This is a genomic window from Ruegeria sp. G12 (genome assembly GCF_056533565.1).
Map to the genome: position 1 here is coordinate 456,495 of NZ_JBQFOO010000002.1, position 16,897 is coordinate 473,391.

16 protein-coding genes are annotated in these 16,897 nt (G+C 60.8%); 12 read left to right on the plus strand and 4 right to left on the minus strand.

What is annotated here, in order from left to right:
* Nucleotides 1–152 precede the first annotated feature (152 nt).
* Genes ACR0JN_RS06110 through selD form a run of 7 tightly spaced genes read left to right on the plus strand, consistent with a single transcriptional unit; the run spans nucleotide 153 to nucleotide 8,230 of the window.
* The gene (locus ACR0JN_RS06110; protein WP_480884754.1) at nucleotides 153–3,023 is read left to right on the plus strand and encodes a monovalent cation/H+ antiporter subunit A; all 2,871 of its coding nucleotides are present in this window, start codon (nucleotides 153–155) and stop codon (nucleotides 3,021–3,023) included.
* Nucleotides 3,023–3,382: a Na+/H+ antiporter subunit C gene (locus ACR0JN_RS06115; protein ID WP_480815146.1), complete on the plus strand. Its 360-nt coding sequence runs from the start codon at nucleotides 3,023–3,025 to the stop codon at nucleotides 3,380–3,382. The genes ACR0JN_RS06110 and ACR0JN_RS06115 overlap by 1 nt, the downstream gene beginning before the upstream one ends.
* Entirely contained in the window at nucleotides 3,379–4,908 is a 1,530-nt protein-coding gene (locus ACR0JN_RS06120) for a monovalent cation/H+ antiporter subunit D (protein ID WP_480884755.1), read from the plus strand. The genes ACR0JN_RS06115 and ACR0JN_RS06120 overlap by 4 nt, the downstream gene beginning before the upstream one ends.
* Entirely contained in the window at nucleotides 4,908–5,405 is a 498-nt protein-coding gene (locus ACR0JN_RS06125; protein ID WP_480884756.1) for a Na+/H+ antiporter subunit E, read from the plus strand. The genes ACR0JN_RS06120 and ACR0JN_RS06125 overlap by 1 nt, the downstream gene beginning before the upstream one ends.
* Nucleotides 5,402–5,671, plus strand: coding sequence for a K+/H+ antiporter subunit F (locus ACR0JN_RS06130; protein WP_480884757.1), 270 nt, complete (start codon nucleotides 5,402–5,404; stop codon nucleotides 5,669–5,671). The genes ACR0JN_RS06125 and ACR0JN_RS06130 overlap by 4 nt, the downstream gene beginning before the upstream one ends.
* A gap of 7 nt (nucleotides 5,672–5,678) precedes the next feature.
* A complete protein-coding gene (locus ACR0JN_RS06135; RefSeq protein ID WP_480815142.1) occupies nucleotides 5,679–6,065 on the plus strand; it encodes a Na+/H+ antiporter subunit G in 387 nt (128 codons plus the stop codon).
* A gap of 5 nt (nucleotides 6,066–6,070) precedes the next feature.
* Entirely contained in the window at nucleotides 6,071–8,230 is a 2,160-nt protein-coding gene (gene selD, locus ACR0JN_RS06140) for a selenide, water dikinase SelD (protein ID WP_480884758.1), read from the plus strand.
* On the opposite strand, the gene mnmH is transcribed toward selD, so the two are convergent.
* Entirely contained in the window at nucleotides 8,221–9,273 is a 1,053-nt protein-coding gene (mnmH, locus tag ACR0JN_RS06145; protein WP_480884759.1) for a tRNA 2-selenouridine(34) synthase MnmH, read from the minus strand. The genes selD and mnmH overlap by 10 nt on opposite strands.
* Before the next feature lie 43 nt (nucleotides 9,274–9,316).
* Entirely contained in the window at nucleotides 9,317–9,979 is a 663-nt protein-coding gene (locus tag ACR0JN_RS06150; RefSeq protein ID WP_480884760.1) for an SOS response-associated peptidase, read from the minus strand.
* A 55-nt stretch (nucleotides 9,980–10,034) separates the two neighbouring features.
* Between ACR0JN_RS06150 and ACR0JN_RS06155 the strand changes: the two genes are divergently transcribed.
* Nucleotides 10,035–11,687, plus strand: coding sequence for a tetratricopeptide repeat-containing sulfotransferase family protein (locus ACR0JN_RS06155; RefSeq protein ID WP_480884761.1), 1,653 nt, complete (start codon nucleotides 10,035–10,037; stop codon nucleotides 11,685–11,687).
* Nucleotides 11,688–11,733: 46 nt separating this feature from the next.
* Here ACR0JN_RS06155 and ACR0JN_RS06160 read toward each other — a convergent pair whose 3' ends face one another.
* Nucleotides 11,734–13,317, minus strand: coding sequence for a bifunctional metallophosphatase/5'-nucleotidase (locus ACR0JN_RS06160; protein WP_480884762.1), 1,584 nt, complete (start codon nucleotides 13,315–13,317; stop codon nucleotides 11,734–11,736).
* 107 nt (nucleotides 13,318–13,424) lie between these two features.
* On the opposite strand from ACR0JN_RS06160, the gene ACR0JN_RS06165 reads away from it, so the two are divergent.
* Genes ACR0JN_RS06165 through arsC form a run of 4 tightly spaced genes read left to right on the plus strand, consistent with a single transcriptional unit; the run spans nucleotide 13,425 to nucleotide 15,584 of the window.
* Complete coding sequence (locus ACR0JN_RS06165) at nucleotides 13,425–13,763, plus strand: DUF952 domain-containing protein (RefSeq protein WP_480884763.1); 339 nt, start codon at nucleotides 13,425–13,427, stop codon at nucleotides 13,761–13,763.
* Nucleotides 13,760–14,191 (plus strand): DUF1330 domain-containing protein, encoded by a 432-nt coding sequence (locus tag ACR0JN_RS06170; protein WP_480884764.1) that lies wholly within the window; start codon nucleotides 13,760–13,762, stop codon nucleotides 14,189–14,191. Before ACR0JN_RS06165 ends, ACR0JN_RS06170 begins: the two co-directional genes overlap by 4 nt.
* Nucleotides 14,188–15,246: a quinone-dependent dihydroorotate dehydrogenase gene (locus ACR0JN_RS06175; protein WP_480884765.1), complete on the plus strand. Its 1,059-nt coding sequence runs from the start codon at nucleotides 14,188–14,190 to the stop codon at nucleotides 15,244–15,246. Before ACR0JN_RS06170 ends, ACR0JN_RS06175 begins: the two co-directional genes overlap by 4 nt.
* Nucleotides 15,243–15,584 (plus strand): arsenate reductase (glutaredoxin), encoded by a 342-nt coding sequence (gene arsC, locus ACR0JN_RS06180; protein ID WP_480884766.1) that lies wholly within the window; start codon nucleotides 15,243–15,245, stop codon nucleotides 15,582–15,584. Before ACR0JN_RS06175 ends, arsC begins: the two co-directional genes overlap by 4 nt.
* Here the strand turns inward: arsC and ACR0JN_RS06185 are convergent.
* Nucleotides 15,581–16,897: an MATE family efflux transporter gene (locus tag ACR0JN_RS06185; RefSeq protein WP_480884767.1), complete on the minus strand. Its 1,317-nt coding sequence runs from the start codon at nucleotides 16,895–16,897 to the stop codon at nucleotides 15,581–15,583. The two genes, arsC and ACR0JN_RS06185, sit on opposite strands and share 4 nt — an antisense overlap.

Consider the following 16,897-nt stretch of genomic DNA (forward strand, 5'->3'; position numbering starts at 1 on the left):
ACCTCGGGATCAAGTTCGCGTCATTTTTGGCACCAAACTGAATAGGACGTTCCGCACCTAGAACTCTGTGAAATACTTGCAATATCTGGACAGCCAATAAATTATCTTTAGAAATCGGCAGAACACAGACCGCCCAGACCGGAGTATCGCACTTGTCCCTATTCCTTATCGCGGCCCTTCCCTTTCTTGGCGCTGTCTTTCCAGCCCTTCTGATCCGGGCTGGACGAAACGCAGCAGCCTCGGCGGCAGGGTTGACCACGTTCCTCGCGCTGATGGGCCTGCTGATCCACATCCCCGCAGTCATGCGCGGCGAGGTCGTCACCGCCCGTTTCGACTGGATACCGGGGCTGGGGCTGAACGCGAATTTCATGCTGGACGGGCTTGGGTTTCTGTTCGCGCTGCTGATCCTTGGCATTGGTCTGCTGATCATCCTGTATGCCCGTTTCTACCTGTCGCGCGAAGACCCAATGGGGCAGTTCTACACCTATCTGCTGCTGTTTCAGGGTGCGATGGTGGGCATCGTTCTGTCCGACAACATCCTGCTATTGCTGGTTTTCTGGGAGTTGACCTCGCTAAGCTCATTCCTGCTGATCGGTTATTGGAAACACCTGCCCGAAGGGCGGCAGGGCGCACGGATGGCGCTGGCGGTTACCGGCGGTGGCGGTCTTGCGATGATCGCGGGGATGCTGATCCTTGGCAATATCGTGGGGTCCTATGACCTGAGCGTCATTCTACAGAACAAAGAGCTGATTCAGGCCTCGCCCCAATACATGCCCGCGCTGATCCTGATCCTGCTGGGTTGTTTCACCAAATCAGCGCAGTTCCCGTTCCATTTCTGGCTGCCGCACGCCATGGCCGCGCCGACGCCGGTTTCGGCCTATCTGCACTCGGCCACGATGGTGAAGGCCGGTCTGTTCCTCATGGCGCGCATGTGGCCGGTGCTGGCCGGGACGGACGCGTGGTTCTACATCGTCGCAACCACAGGGTTGGTGACGATGTTGATCGGGGCGGTGATCGCCCTGTTCAAAGACGACTTGAAGGCGCTGTTGGCGTTTTCCACGGTGTCCCACCTTGGGCTCGTGACCATGCTGCTGGGCTTCGGCACAAAATTTGCAGCCGTCGCCGCGGTGTTTCACATCATCAACCACGCGACCTTCAAGGCGGCGTTGTTCATGACCGCCGGGATCGTGGATCACGAGACCGGAACGCGCGACGTCAAGCGGCTGGGCGGGCTGCGCCACCTGATGCCGATCACCTTCACCATCGGCACCATCGCCGCCCTGTCAATGGCGGGCCTACCGCCACTGAACGGTTTCCTGTCGAAAGAGATGATGCTGGAGGAAACGGTCCACACCACATGGCTGCACTCGCACTATCTGGTGCCGGGGCTGGCGGTTCTGGCGGCGCTGTTCTCAGCCGCCTATTCCTTCCGCTTTATCAGCCATGTCTTCCTTGGGCCCAAGCGCGACGATTATCCTGCGCATCCGCATGACCCACCGGTCGGGTTGTGGCTTGCTCCTGCGTTCCTTGTCATTTTGGTAATCCTGATTGGCCTTTATTCCGCTGCCATTGTCGGCCCGCTGGTCGCAGTTGTGTCCAGCGCGGTGATCGGGGGCGAAAAGCTGCCCTATTACTCGCTGAAACTGTGGCACGGGTTCACACCCGCCCTGTTCATGTCAGCCGCAGCAACGGTTGGCGGTCTGGCCCTGCTGGCCGCACATAAACGTGGCGAGCAGATTTGGAACGCCCTGCCCCGCCCCGAGGCCAAGGCAATTTTCGAGGCGGTGATCCTCGCCCTCACCAAGCTCAGCCGCTGGATTACGGACGAGCTGCATAACGGTGTCCTAAGCCGCTATGCGATCATATTCGTCGCCTTCACGGTCGGGCTGGGCTACTACGCCTATTCGACCGGCACCATCGGCGTAGAAACGCGCGTGCCGCTTCCGGCGCAGATCATTCCGATCATCGGCTGGATCTGTCTGGTTGGTGCAACGCTGGCCATCATGTGGTTCCATCGCAACCGCCTGTTGTCGCTGGTTTTGATCGGTGTCGTCGGCCTGATCGTATCGATTGCGTTCAACTACCTCTCGGCCCCCGACCTCGCGCTGACGCAGATTTCGGTCGAGGTGGTGACGATGATCCTGCTGCTGCTGTCGCTGAACTTCCTGCCGACCGAAACGCCCTGGGACAGTTCCGCCGCGCGGCGCTGGCGCGATGCAGCGATTTCGGTAGTGGCCGGTCTGGGAACCGGGGCGCTGATCTATGCGATCATGATGCGCGACTTTGCGTTTCCGACGATATCGGAATTCCATCTTGCGAACTCGTATAAGGGTGGCGGCGGCACCAATGTGGTCAACGTCATCCTGGTGGACTTCCGGGGCTTTGATACGTTCGGCGAGATCATCGTGCTCGGCATCGCCGCCCTGATCATCTTTGCCCTGACCGAGGCGGTGCTGAGCACGAATGTGCGCGGCTACCTGCTGAACCGCAAACCGCATTGGCCTCAATCCGGCGACTCGCACCCGCTGATGATGGTGGTCGTAACCCGTGTGATGATGCCAATCGCGTTGATGGTAGGGGCCTATATCTTCTTCCGCGGCCACAACCAGCCCGGCGGCGGCTTCATTGCCGGCCTGATCGTCGCCATCGCCTATCTGATGCAGTACATGGCCAGCGGCTACACATGGGCCATCGAACGGCAGCGATTCTACTATCACGGCACCATCGGCTGGGGCGTTCTGATCGCCGCCGCCACGGGCCTTGGCGCGTGGTTCAACGAGCGTCCCTTCCTGACCAGCGATTTCGGCTACATCAACTGGCCGCCGCTGGAAGAGTTCGAATGGGCTACCGCCATGCTGTTCGACACCGGTGTTTTCCTTGCGGTGCTGGGTGCGGTGATGCTGGCGCTGGACAGCCTGTCGCGCTTTGCCTGGCAGCCGGGTATGGCGCAGGAGTTCCCGATGGATATCAACCCGCTGCGGGATGATCCGCCGGAAGAAGACGAAGAGAAGGAGCAGGCCTGATGGAAGCGCTCGTAGCCTCTGCCGTAGGCATCATGACCGCCGCCGGGATTTTCCTGATCCTGCGCCGCCGGACCTTCCCGGTCATTCTGGGCCTGTCCCTGATCACCTATGCGGTGAACGTGTTCCTGTTCGCAACGGGCCGACTGGCGCTGAACGCCCCGGCGGTTCTGAACAAATACGAAGAGGTCCCCTATACCGATCCGCTACCGCAGGCGCTGGTGCTGACGGCCATCGTGATCTCGTTCGGGATGACAGCGGTGATCGTGATGATCTCGCTCTCGGCCTATCTGTCCGCAAAGAATGACCATATCGACATGAGCGCAAGCGACAGCGTGGACGCGCCGGGAGAAGACGCATGAACCACTGGATCGTTGCGCCGATCGTCCTGCCCGCGATCCTGGCCCCGTTCATCATCATGGTCCTGCGATACCATCTGGATCTGCAACGCATCTTCTCGGTCGCAGGCGTTGTCGGGTTGTTGGGGATTGCCCTGACCATCACCGCGCAGGCCGCCGGAGGGGACATTCAGATATACGAACTGGGCGACTGGCCCGCACCGTTCGGCATCGTCATGGTGCTGGACCGGCTGTCCGCCATGATGGTCTTACTGACCGCCCTGCTGGCTTTGCCCATTGTGCTTTACGCCATCGCATCGGGCTGGGACGAGCGCGGGAAACACTTCCACGCGCTGTTCCATTTCCAACTGATGGGTGTCTGCGGTGCCTTCCTGACCGGTGACGCCTTCAACCTGTTCGTGTTCTTCGAGGTGCTGCTGATCGCCTCATACGGCCTGATGACCCATGGCGGCGGTGCGGTGCGACTGAAAGCAGGTGTTCAGTACGTGGCCTACAACCTGCTGGGCTCGACCCTGTTCCTGTTTGCGCTGGGCACACTCTATGCTGTGACCGGCACGCTGAACATGGCGGATATCGCCGTGCGCGTCGCCGAAATTCCGCCCGAGGATACGGCATTACTGCGGGTCGGCGCGGTCCTTCTGCTGCTGGTCTTTTGCATCAAGGCCGCTGTTCTGCCGCTGCATTTCTGGCTGCCTGCCAGCTATGCCAACGCGCCCCTGCCCGTGGCCGCGCTATTTGCCATCATGACCAAGGTCGGGGCTTATTCGATCCTGCGGATGTATACGCTGGCCTTCGGCCCCGAGGTTGAAGCGACCCAAGGACTGGTCGGAGCCTGGCTGCAACCGGCGGCACTTGTGACGCTGGCGGTTGGGGCCGTCGGCATTCTGGGATCGCAGCATATCGCCCGGATGGTGGCGTTCTGCGCGATCACCTCGATGGGCACGCTGCTGATTGCGATTTCACAGTTCACACCGGGTGCCACGGCGGCGGCGCTTTACTACGTGTTTCACTCGACGCTGGCGACCGCGCTGCTGTTCCTGGTGGCTGATCTGGTCATGGAACGGCGCGGCGGCGTGATCGAGCCCACAAGACCCATGGCACAAAGCGGCCTTATCGCGGCCCTGTTCTTTGTCGGCGCAATCGCTATGGCCGGTATGCCGCCCCTGTCTGGCTTTATCGGCAAGCTGTTGGTTCTGGATGCCTCGCGGGGCGCGCCGGACGCCCATTGGGTCTGGGCGGTGATCCTGATCGGGTCCTTTGTCACCATCGTTGGGCTGGCACGGGCCGGGTCGCTGATCTTCTGGAAGAGCCACGCGGCTGAATACAAGGGCGATCCCGACGCGGAAGAAGCGCCCTCCGCGCCAGAGCCCAAACCGGGCCTCGCCTTCAGCTCGGTCTTTGGTGTTGTGGCCGGTCTGATCCTGCTGACGTTGTTTGCAGGACCGGCGCTTGAATACACAAGCAACACAGCCGAACAATTGTTCACGCCCGATCAGTACATCTCGGCCGTTTTGGGAAGGGAAGAGTAATGAAGCTGCTGCACCGTATATTCCCGCATCCTCAACTGACGTTCCTGCTGACGCTGGTCTGGATATTTCTGGCGAACAAACCGTCGCTCAACTCGTTGGTCTTCGGTCTGATACTGGGGATCATCATCCCCTTTGTCACACAGCCCTACTGGCCCGACCGGCCAAAGCTGCGCAACTGGCCAATGATCGCCGAATACATGCTGGTGGTGCTCTGGGATATCGTGATGGCCAACATAACCGTCGCCCGGATCATACTGTTCAAACGGAACGACGACCGGCACCCGAACTGGATCAGCATCCCGCTTGAACTGCGCACGCCCGAGGCGATCACGGTGCTGGCCGGCACCATCACGATGACGCCCGGCACGGTCAGCTGCGATCTGTCTGCGCAGGGTCACAACCTGCTTGTCCATTGCCTGGACGCGCCGAACCCGGACGAGGTGCGCGACCAGATCAAGCACCGCTATGAACGCCGCCTGAAGGAGATCTTCGAATGATGGACTACGCGATTTACTTTGCATTTGCCTGTTTCGGGGCGGCGATCATGATGTGCTTGTGGCGCATCATCACCGCGGATGGCGTCGGCACCCGCGTTCTGGCGCTGGATACCATGGTCATCAACACGATCGCCCTCATGATCCTGTACGGCCTGTTTCAGAACACCGAGATATTCTTCGAGGCCGCCATGATCATCGCCATGCTCGGCTTTGTCTCAACCGTGGCCTACGCGCGCTTCATGCTGCGCGGCAACATCATCGAGTGAGGGCGGCATGACATTCATCTTCGAACTGCTGATCGCCTTATTCCTGATCGTCTCGGGCATCTTCGGCTTTGTCGGGTCGTTCGGTATGATCAAACTCAAGGATCCGATGTCGCGCCTGCACGCGCCGACCAAGGCGACGACGCTGGGCGTGGGCGGGGTGGTGCTGGCCTCGATCACCCATTCGGTTTTGATCGAGGGGTACCTGTCGCTGCATGAGCTGCTGATCACCCTGTTCCTGTTCCTGACCGCCCCGATCACGGCGCTGTTTATTGCCAAGTGGCACATTCACCGCCATGAAAAGCCAAGCGATCTGCCGGATGCGGGCGAGGACGAGTTGTGGGCCACCCACGCGGTCGAGCAGGTCGAAGACGTCCCTGATCACAGCACGAACTAGGTCCAATGCATAATCCTCCGCTGCCCCTGACCCGCGATCTGGTTCTGATAGGCGGAGGCCACACCCACGCGCTGTTGCTACGCAAATGGGGCATGAACCCGCTGCCCGGCGCGCGCGTCACGGTGATCAACCCCGGCCCAACCGCGCCTTATTCTGGCATGCTGCCCGGCTTTGTCGCAGGCCACTATGACCGGTGGGAGTTGGATATCGATCTGGTGCGGCTGGCAAGATTCGCTGGGGCACGGGTCATTCTTGGCTCGGCCCAGGGGATCGACACGGACCGGCGAGAGGTCCACGTGCCCGGACGCCCTCCCGCTGCTTTCGATGTCGCCTCGATCAATGTCGGGATCACGTCCGACATGCCATCGATGCCCGGATTTGCCGAACACGCGGTTCCGGCCAAACCACTCGGGCCGTTTTCCGCGCGTTGGTCCGAGTATCTTGCGGGCAGCGGACCGGCCTCGGTCGTTGTGATCGGCGGAGGCGTCGCCGGGGTGGAACTGGTCATGGCGATGGCCCACGCGCTACGGTCCAAAGGGCGGGCGGCGCAGGTGGCTCTGATCGACAATGCGCAGGCCCTGACGGCGACGAAACCCAAGGCTGCGGCCACCATCCGGCAGGTGATGCGCTATCTGGGCGTTGATGTCATCGAAGACGCCGCGATCACGCGGATTACCGGTGATCATGTGGACTTATCGGACGGTCGCCAAATCCCCGCCGCCTTCGTGACCGGGGCCGCCGGGGCCCGCCCCTATGAGTGGGTCGCGCACACCGGTCTGGCGCTTCACGATGGGTTCGTGAAGGTGAACGGGCACTTGCAGACAAGCGATCCGGCGATATTTGCGGCTGGCGACTGCGCGCACCTTACGGAGAACCCGCGCCCGAAGGCGGGCGTTTATGCGGTGCGCGAGGCTCCGGTCCTCTACCAAAACCTGCGGGCGGCTTTGGGGGCCGGTCAGATGCGGGCCTACGTGCCACAGAAGGACTACCTGAAACTGATCTCACTGGGCGGCAAGTCCGCCTTGGCCGAGCGATTTGGCACGTCGTTCAGCGGCCCGTTGATGTGGAAATGGAAGAACCACATCGACCAGTCCTTCATGAACAGGTTTCGCGATTTGCCACAGATGAAGCCGCCGGCGCTGCCGCGCGATCATGCGGCGGGTCTGCGCGAAACGTTGGGCGACAAGCCCATGTGCGGCGGCTGCGGCGCAAAGGTCGGGCGCGGCGCATTGCGGGAGGCACTGGACGGGCTGCCCGGCCCCACCCGGCCCGACATTACGCCTCTGCCCGGCGATGACGCGGCCCTGCTGACCACCGGCGGCGCGAGACAGGTGATTACCTCTGACCACCTGCGCGCCTTCGTCACCGACCCTGCCCTGATGACCCGCATCGCTGCTGTACATGCGCTGGGGGATATCTGGGCGATGGGGGCCAAGCCCCAGGCCGCGATAGCGACCATCATCCTGCCTCGCATGTCGCCCGCGCTGCAGCAGCGCACGATGGCCGAGATCATGGTGGTCGCCACCGAGGTCTTGCGCGAAGCCGGGGCCGAAATCGTCGGCGGGCACAGTTCGATGGGGGATGAGATGACCCTCGGCTTCACTCTGACCGGCCTGTGCGAGCAAGAGCCAATCACCCTGTCCGGCGGCAGGCCCGGAGACACTCTGATCCTGACCAAACCCTTGGGCAGCGGCGTGATGATGGCGGCAGAAATGGCTGGTCAGGCAAACGGCGCAGACATTGCCGCCGCGCTGCGTCAGATGTGCCAGCCGCAAGGCGAGGCCGCGCGCCTGCTGGCAGAGGCTCATGCGATGACCGACGTCACCGGATTTGGCCTTGCCGGTCATTTGCTTGGCCTCTGCGAAGCCTCGGGCTGCGGCGCGACCCTGAATTTGGACGCCGTACCGGTGATGGATGGCGCGCTCGAACTGAGCACTCAGGGCGTCAGATCAACGATCTATGCAGACAACCGCTCCATAGCGCCGGAATTGCTATCCGACGGCAAGGCCGATCTGCTGTTCGATCCACAAACCGCCGGCGGTTTGCTGGCCGCTGTCGATCCGGAACGGGCCGACGCGCTGCTGGATGAATTGCAGAAGGCAGGCTATCCTGCTGCGATCGTTGGCCAATTGACGGAATCTCCTGGCCTGCACCTTCACACCTGATCCAACAGGCTTTCGATCTGTGCCGCGGCAGCCGTAAGCCCCGCGTCATCCAGCGTTTCGATGTCGATTTCCGCAAGAACATCAACGCGCTGAGAACGACGGGATTTCGCATAGGCCGGGTCATAGTGCTGCTCCATCAACGCCCTGGTCAACGCCCGCCTGTCGCCCGCCTCGATCAGCTTCAGCCAGCCATCGACAACCTCATGCCCACGATGGAACCGCAGGGGCGAGAGCCGGTCGCGCAGGCGCTCAGAATCTGAGAGAATGTCGTCATAGGCCTGGGCCAAATAGGTCGAACGCGCCCCAATCGAAGCCGCGATTTGCACCCGAGGCGCGGCGCACAAAGCGGCCCAAAGACTGGGCGGCAGGATCAGGCTGCCGATCTTCGACGACTCGGCTTCGACAACGACGGGGCGCGTCGGATCAAGCCCGCACAGGGCAGCGGCCAGAGCGGATTCAAACGCTTTCTGGCTGGGTTGTCCGCCGGGCCGTTCCCCCAGCAGCGAGCCGCGATGGTTGGCCAGCATCTCAAGGTCCAGCACCTGAACCCCGCGCACGCCGAGGTGGTCCAAAAGCTCGGTTTTGGCCGTTCCCGTGTACCCATCCAGCGCCACCAACCGGTGCGGCAAGGCGTCCTTGTACAGATAGGCGTTCACCAGACGGCGATAGGTGCGGTACCCACCCTCGACCACCTCGGCCCGCCAGCCGATCTGTTGCAGCATCCAGGAGAAGGACCCCGACCGCTGCCCCCCGCGCCAGCAATAGACCAGAGGCCGCCAGCCGCCCTCATGATCACTGAGGCTGTGTTCGATGTGATTGGCCGCATTGCGAAACACCAAAGCGGCGCCAAGCTTGCGCGCTAGAAACGGGCTCTCCTGCACGTAGATCGTACCAACCCGCGCGCGTTCTTCGTTGTTGAGCACCGGCAGATTGATCGCCCCGGGCAAATGATCCTCGGCAAATTCCGCCGGGCTGCGCACGTCGATCACGCTGTCGAACGGGTGGGCATAAAGCTGGGGCAGATTGGCAAAAGATAACGGCATAGCAAAGGTCTAGCCTGCCGGTCTGGGGAAAGAAAGGCCGGGCTCACTGCGCCGCCTCGATCAGTTCCGGACCCTTGGCCTTGTTGGAGTTCACAGCCGGGTCGACGCGATGGAAGGTCAGAATACCCTCAGCCCCCGGTCGCATCAGACGCGCCGCCCCCTTGCCGCTTTCCCCCAGCCAGAGCGGCCAGTCGGCGGGCTCAACGACCAGCGGCATCCGGTGGTGGATCGCGCCAAGGTTTTGGTTGGCCGCCGTGGTCACAATCGCGCAGGTTCCCATCCGGGCCTCTTTCGGCCCCCAATCCTGCCAGACCCCCGCAAAGGCAATGGCAGCCCCGTCCTGCCGGTGGATGTACCACGGCAGCCGGGTTCCGTGTTCCGTCTTGGTCCATTCATAAAACCCTGTCGCCACGATCAGACATCGCCTTTCCCGGCAGGCGGACCGAAAGGCGGGTTTGTCGGCCAGTGTCTCGGCGCGGGCATTGATCAACAGGGGACCTGCTGTTTCGGATTTGTACCAGTGTGGCAAAAACCCCCATCTCAGCGCGCTTAGTCTGCGCTCATGCCCATTGGATCGCACCACATGCACCTGATTTGTCGGACAAACATTATAGTTCGGCACATCTGGTAAGAAATTCGCGGGCCGCGCCGAAAACAGGCGGGCCATCGCGTCAGAGGGAAGAGTTATTGCAAACCGTCCGCACATGGGTAATGAACCATCGACAAGCTTTTCATACAGGCACAGAATCTCACGGGGTCATATGGAAAATCAAACAACGAAATCCCTGAAGGGCAAGGCAGTTCAGCTTTTGGATGCCGGGAAACTGCCGCAGGCGCTGAAAAAGGCGCAGCTGGGTATCAAGAAATTCCCCAAGGATTCAGACTATCAGGCAATCGCCGGGTTTGTTCTGACCGAAATGAAGCAATACAAACGGTCGATCCCGCATTTTGTCGAAGCGTCGCGGATGAAACCGGACGATCCGCAATTCGTCGAAAACCTGGCCAATGCGCTGATGCAGACAGGCCAGATTGACCGCGCTTTGACTTATGCGGAACAAAAGGCAGAGAAATTCCCAAACAACAAGGAACTGGCCCGCGTTATCGAGGAGATCAAACTCAAAGGGCAGAACTGGCGATCCATAATCGACTACGCGACCGAAAAACTGAAATCTGACCCTGACAATCCGGAGCTTCTGACCAAACGCGCCCGCGCTTATGCTCGTGTTGGTTTCGTTGTGGAAAATACACGCGATATTTCTAAAGCTTACGAGTTAGCCCCGACGGATCCAAGAGTAGCTTTCGCAAAAGCTCTGAATCTACACCAAAGTGGCGACAAGCCAGGCAGCACGAAAATTCTGCAAGACGTTCTGGAGATTCAGCCGCATCATAGACAAGCGCTTTTTCAGATGTCTTCGATTGTGGACAAAGACGATGTTCCCGACCTGTTAAAATCTGTCGAAGATGCAATTCAGGAAAATGAAAACGTCTTGTCCGACCTGGAATTCGCCAAGGCCCAGTTGATCTCGAAAAGCGAAGGGCTGGATTTCGCCTTGCCGCAGTTTGCCCGCGCCAACGCGGCCCAGCACGAGACCAACCCGTATCGCTATTCCGATGAAGATAAGAAGTTTGAGCAGATTACCGGAATGTTTCCCGTCGGTGTCGACCTGCCAGCCTCTGATCTGGCAGAAGCGCCCCTGCCCATCTTCGTCATTGGGCAACCCAGATCCGGCACGACACTAATGGAAATGATGCTGAGCTCTGCACCAGACATCACCGGGTGTGGAGAGCTCATGCTGGGCGCTGACCTTTCGGCTGAGTTCGTGCAGGACCGACGAACCTTCGACACGGACGCCGCAGAGAAATATGCTCAGGATTTCCGCGACCTGATGCCGCCGCTGCCGAGCGACGCCATCGCTTTCGTCGACAAGATGCCCCACAACTATCAGCGTGTCGGCTTCCTGCTTTGCGCCTTCCCGAATGCGAAGATCATCAACATGATGCGTGACCCGCGCGACGTGGGTTTGTCGAAATGGATTAGGCGTTTCCCGGCGGGTGGGATGAACTATGCTTCAAATCTGGAGTCCATCGCGCATTCCGCCAACCTCTATCGCCGTTACATGCGGCACTGGGACGAGGTGTTTGGCGGCAGGATTCTGACGATCTCTTACGAGCAACTGGTTTCCGATCCCGAAACCTACAGCAAGCAGGTCGCCGAATTCTGTGGAATCGAATGGCATGAGAGGATGATGCATCCGGAAGAAAACACCAAACAGGTGCGCACGGCCAGTATTGATCAGGTCCGCAACAAAATCTCGACCAAATCCATTGGCGGCTGGCGCAAGGTGGCCGATCATATTCAACCGATGCTCGATGGGTTCGATCCCGAGCTTTGGCCGGAATATGATTTTAGCTGACCATTAAAAAAGGCCGCATCGGTTTGATGCGGCCTTTCTCAGCGAATTATTTCTGTTTGATACGACCGTCCAGATATGGCTGGTAGGGTGCGTTCTCGGCCAGGTATTCGGCTGTCACATCCGCCAAATCGGGGCCGAAGTCGTAGGCATTCTTGTCATCACCTTCGAACATTTTGTACCCGTCGCCGCCGTTTCGAACATAGTTGTTGGTCACGACAAGATAGGTCGCAGAAGGATCAATCGGCACAAAACCATCGCCCTCGGCAACCATAACGTCGCTGATACGGCCTTCGTTTGGAGCCACAGACGGATCCCATGCAAAAGTCAGGCCTGCGACCTGCGGGAAACGTCCCTTGACCTCTTCTACCTGGCTCACTCCGTTCTCAAGCGCGTCGATCACGCCCTGACCGCTGATCTTAAAAGTGGACAGGGTGTTTTGGAACGGCAGAACCGTCAGCACTTCGCCCATTGTCACATCACCCGGATCAATGGACGCCCGCAAGCCGCCAGCGTTCGCTATGGCGATTTGTGCGCCCTGATCCGCAACCCGCGCCAGCATGGCGTCGGCGACCAGATTGCCCATCTCGCATTCCTGCACCCGGCAGATATCGCGGTTCCCCTCGATTGCGGCAGCGGAGCTGGCTACGACGCGTTTTTTCATTTCCTCGATCGGTGCGCCCATTTCCGCCACGCGCGCTGCAATGTCCGCGTCAGGTGTGACCGAGGCGTCCAGCAAGATCGGTGCGCCCTCGGCCCCAATCAGATTGCCATCATCGTCGAAGGTCAGCGTGATCTCGCCCAGATATTTGGAATAGGCATAGGCCTGAACCACCGGCACATCGCCGACCATAGTCGGATATGATCCTGCCGCGTCTTCGTCCGTGTTCGACAACAGCGTGTGCGAGTGGCCACCAATCACCAAATCCAGCCCTGGCACTTTCTCGGCGATCTCCATATCTTTCGGAAGGCCAACATGGGTCAGTGCAATGACGATATTCACCCCTTCGTCGCGAAGGGCGGCAACATCTGCCGTCAGGCTTTCAATCTCATCCTGAAAAACGACATCCTTGCCAGGGCTTGAAGTATCCACCGTATCCGTCGCCAGCGCCGAGACGATGCCGACTTTCTGCCCACCGACATCCAGAACCACGTGGTTCTTCACCTTGCCCTTCAACTCGGCCGAAGACGACAGGTCGAGGTTGCCCGAGATAACCGGGAAACTCACCGTGTCAATGAAAGCGGCCAGACCTTCGGGGCCATCGTCGAATTCGTGGTTCCCGACGGCCATAACGTCATAGCCGATGGCTTCCATGAACTCGGCTTCGGCGGCCCCTTTGTATGTGGTGTAGAACAGCGAGCCCTGAAACGGATCGCCTGCATCCAGCAACAGAACGTTTTCACCCTGCATCGCCGCGCGTTTGGCGTCGACAGCCGATTTCAGACGCGCCACCCCGCCGAAGCATTTGCCTTCTGCTTCGTCCTCCGCATCGCAGGTGGAATCGTATTTGTTGATGGATTCAATCCGACTGTGAATGTCGTTTGTATGCAGAATGGTCAGCTTGTACTCAGCAGCAGCCATGCCTGCGGTCAGGCCCAGAACGGCCACGGATGTCAATATTCGGGTTAACACGTTCAAACTCCCAGTTGTTGTTTTTCGAAATCGTGCGCCGGGGCGGTCGGAGAGTCAAAGGGGAATTCCAGCTTGATTCCCCCCGCGCCCCAAGGCATCAGGAGCACATGCTGATCTACAAGATTTTCCGCACCGAGGAATGGGCGGCGCTGCAGGCTCAGGGTGCCTCGGACGGTGCGCCGATTGATGTGGCGGACGGGTTTGTGCATTTCTCGACCGCCGAACAGGCCGCTGAAACCGCGGCTAAGCATTTCGCCGGGGTTGATGGCCTGACCCTGCTGGCCTGCGATGCGGATGCGATGGGTGATGATCTGAAATGGGAAGTGTCGCGCGGCGGCGCGCTGTTTCCGCATCTCTACCGCCAGATTCGCACGAAGGATGTGATCTGGTCGCGCCCTTTGCCGTTTGACGGCCAGGCGCATCACTTCCCGCAGGAGTTGGCATGACCGCCTATATCGACCCCGAGCGTGAGCAATTCGAGGCTTTCAAGGCGCTGGACCGCGATCAGCCCATCGCGATGCTCAATCTGGTGAAGTTCCGAGACAAAGCGGCGTATCCGTCAGATCATGAACTGGCGAAAGCGGGGCTGACCGGCGCGCAGGCCTATAGAAACTATGGCCGCGACACCGCGCCGATTATCGCGCGGATCGGCGCGTCGATCCTGTGGCGCGGTGCGTTCCAAACGGTCCTGATCGGACCGGCGGATGAAGTTTGGGATGAGGTGTTCATTGCCCACTATCCTTCAGCCCATGCGTTTCTGGACATGGTGACAGACCCGATTTATCGCGCGGCTGTCGTGCACAGGCAGGCGGCTGTGGAAACATCCCGACTGATCCGCTGCGGATCGGCAGAAGGCGGAGCATCGTTCGGATGAATCTGACCGAGAAACTGGGGCTGACTGTCCTACACCGTTTTGACCCTGAGACCGCGCATGGCCTGTCCATCATGGCCTTGAAAACCGGTCTGGTCCCTGCGCCCGGGCCGGTCACATCCCCGCGCCTGCGCACCCGGGTCGCCGGCCTGGACCTGCCGAACCCCGTGGGCCTTGCCGCCGGGTTCGACAAGAATGGCGAGGTTCTGACGCCTCTGTGCCGCGCCGGGTTCGGGTTCATCGAAGTGGGGGCCGTGACGCCTCGCCCGCAGCCGGGAAACCCCAAACCGCGCCTGTTCCGCCTGACCGAGCACAAGGCGGCGATCAACCGTTTCGGCTTCAACAACGAAGGCATGGAGGTGATGGCGCAGCGTCTGGCGCAGCGCCCAAAGGACGCGGTGATCGGGCTGAATTTGGGGGCCAACAAGGACAGCGACGACCGACCCGGTGATTTCGCAAAGGTGCTGGCCCATTGCGCCGCGCATCTGGATTTCGCCACCGTCAACGTGTCATCCCCCAACACCGAAAAGCTGCGCGACCTGCAGGGTAAGGCCGCGTTGAGCGCGCTGTTGAACGGTGTCATCGAAACCCGCGATGCTCTGCCCCGACCCTTACCCATCTTCCTGAAAATCGCGCCGGACCTGACCGATGCCGAGTTGCAGGACATCGCCGAAGTCGCGCAAGAGACCAAGGTGGACGCGGTGATCGCCACCAATACCACTCTGTCCCGCGACGGGCTAAGCAGCGTGCATAAGGCCGAGGCCGGTGGTTTGTCGGGCGCGCCTTTGTTCGAAAAATCGACCCGCGTTCTGGCCCGTCTCAGCCAGTTGACCGACGACAGCATTCCCCTGATCGGGGTTGGCGGGATCAGCACCGCCGAAGACGCCTATGCCAAGATTTGCGCTGGCGCATCGGCGGTGCAGTTCTACACCGCGATGGTCTATGGCGGCCTTTCTCTGGCCGCCGAAATCGCCGAGGGTCTGGATAAACTGCTGGCCCGCGACGGGTTCGAGACCGTGGCGCAGGCGGTGGGCAGCAAACGAGAGGACTGGCTGTGATCGAATACTGGCACAATCCGCGTTGTTCGAAATCGCGGGCAGGTCTGGCGCTGCTCGAGGAGCGCGGGGCAGAGATCAAGCTGCGCAAGTACCTTGAAGATGCGCCGACCGAGGACGAACTGCGCGCGGCGCAGTCCCTGCTGGGCGTTCCCGCGGTTCAGATGATCCGCGCTGGCGAGAAGCGGTTCAAGGAACTTGGGCTGACGAAAACATCGCCGGACGCAGAGCTGATCCAGGCAATGGCGGAGAATCCGATCCTGATCGAGCGCCCTCTGGCGATTGCGGACGGCAAGGCGGCCATCGGGCGGCCTCCGGAGACCCTGCTGGCGCTGCTTTAGGCGACCTGCGCCTCTAGCTTCGGATAGCGCCAGCCCATCGTTAAGCCGCGTGCCGTGTTCAGAACCATCAGAGCAGCCCAAAGGCCATGGTTGCCGAAGGCGGGCACCAGAACGAACAGGGCGACGATGTAGATCGCAACCGATTGGATCATCGCGTTGCGCATGGCTCGGGTCCAGGTCGCACCGATATAGATGCCGTCGAACATCCAACTGGCAACGCCAATGACCGGCGCGATGGCGGCCCAGACCAGGAATTCACGCCCGGCTTCGCGCACCTCGGGCGAGGTGGACATAAGGTCGATCAACGCTGGCCCGGCAGCAAAGAAGATCACCGCCAGAAGAACCGCGCCGCCGACACCCCATTGCGAGGCCATGACCGAGGCGCGGCGCACCTGATACCGGTCCCGCGCCCCGACCGCGCCGCCCACCAACGCCTCAGCCGAAAAGGCGAACCCGTCCAGCGCGAAGGCGGTGATTTCGAGGAATTGCAGCAGCACCTGATTGGCCGCCAGATTGACGTCGCCAAGGTCAGAGCCAACGAACAGGAACGTGGTGAACGACCCGGTCAGCAGGACCGAGCGGATCATGATGTCCGCATTCACCTGCATCATCCGGCGCAACCGCGCGGCGTCAAAAATCCGCGCCCAATCGCGCCAGAGTCTGCCTTGGAACGCATCGCGGCACAGCCACAGGCCCAGCGCCAGCCCCGTCCACTCGGCAATCAGGGTAGCGATGGCGACACCTTCGACGCCCCAGCCCAGTCCGAGCACAAACCACAGGTCCAGCAGGATGTTCAGGCCGTTCATCCAGATTTGCAGGACAAAAACACCGCGCGTGCGTTCGACCGCAATCAGCCAGCCCGTCACGGCGTATAATGCGATCGTCGCCGGTGCGCCCCAGATGCGAATCTCAAGGTAGGCGCGTGTCAGCGCCTCAACCTCGGGGCTGGCCGGGGACAGGGCGAAGGCCCCGGCAAAGACCGCGACCTGTGCCACGATAAAGACCAGCCCGGCGGCACCGCCCAGCAACAGCCCTCGCATCAAAAGGGCGCGAGTCTCGGTCAGGTCCCCTGCCCCGCGCGCCTGCGCAGCAAGGCCCGTCGTGCCCATTCGCAGAAAGCCGAAAATCCAATAGATCGCGGACAGGATCACCGCGCCAATGCCCACTGCCCCGATGGGTGCAGCCTGCCCCATCTGGCCCACCACGCCCGTATCCACGGCACCCAGAATCGGCACCGTGGCATTGGACAGCACAATCGGCACCGCAATCTTCAGCACCCGCCTGTGCGTAATGGGCGCCGAGGCGTCCTGCAT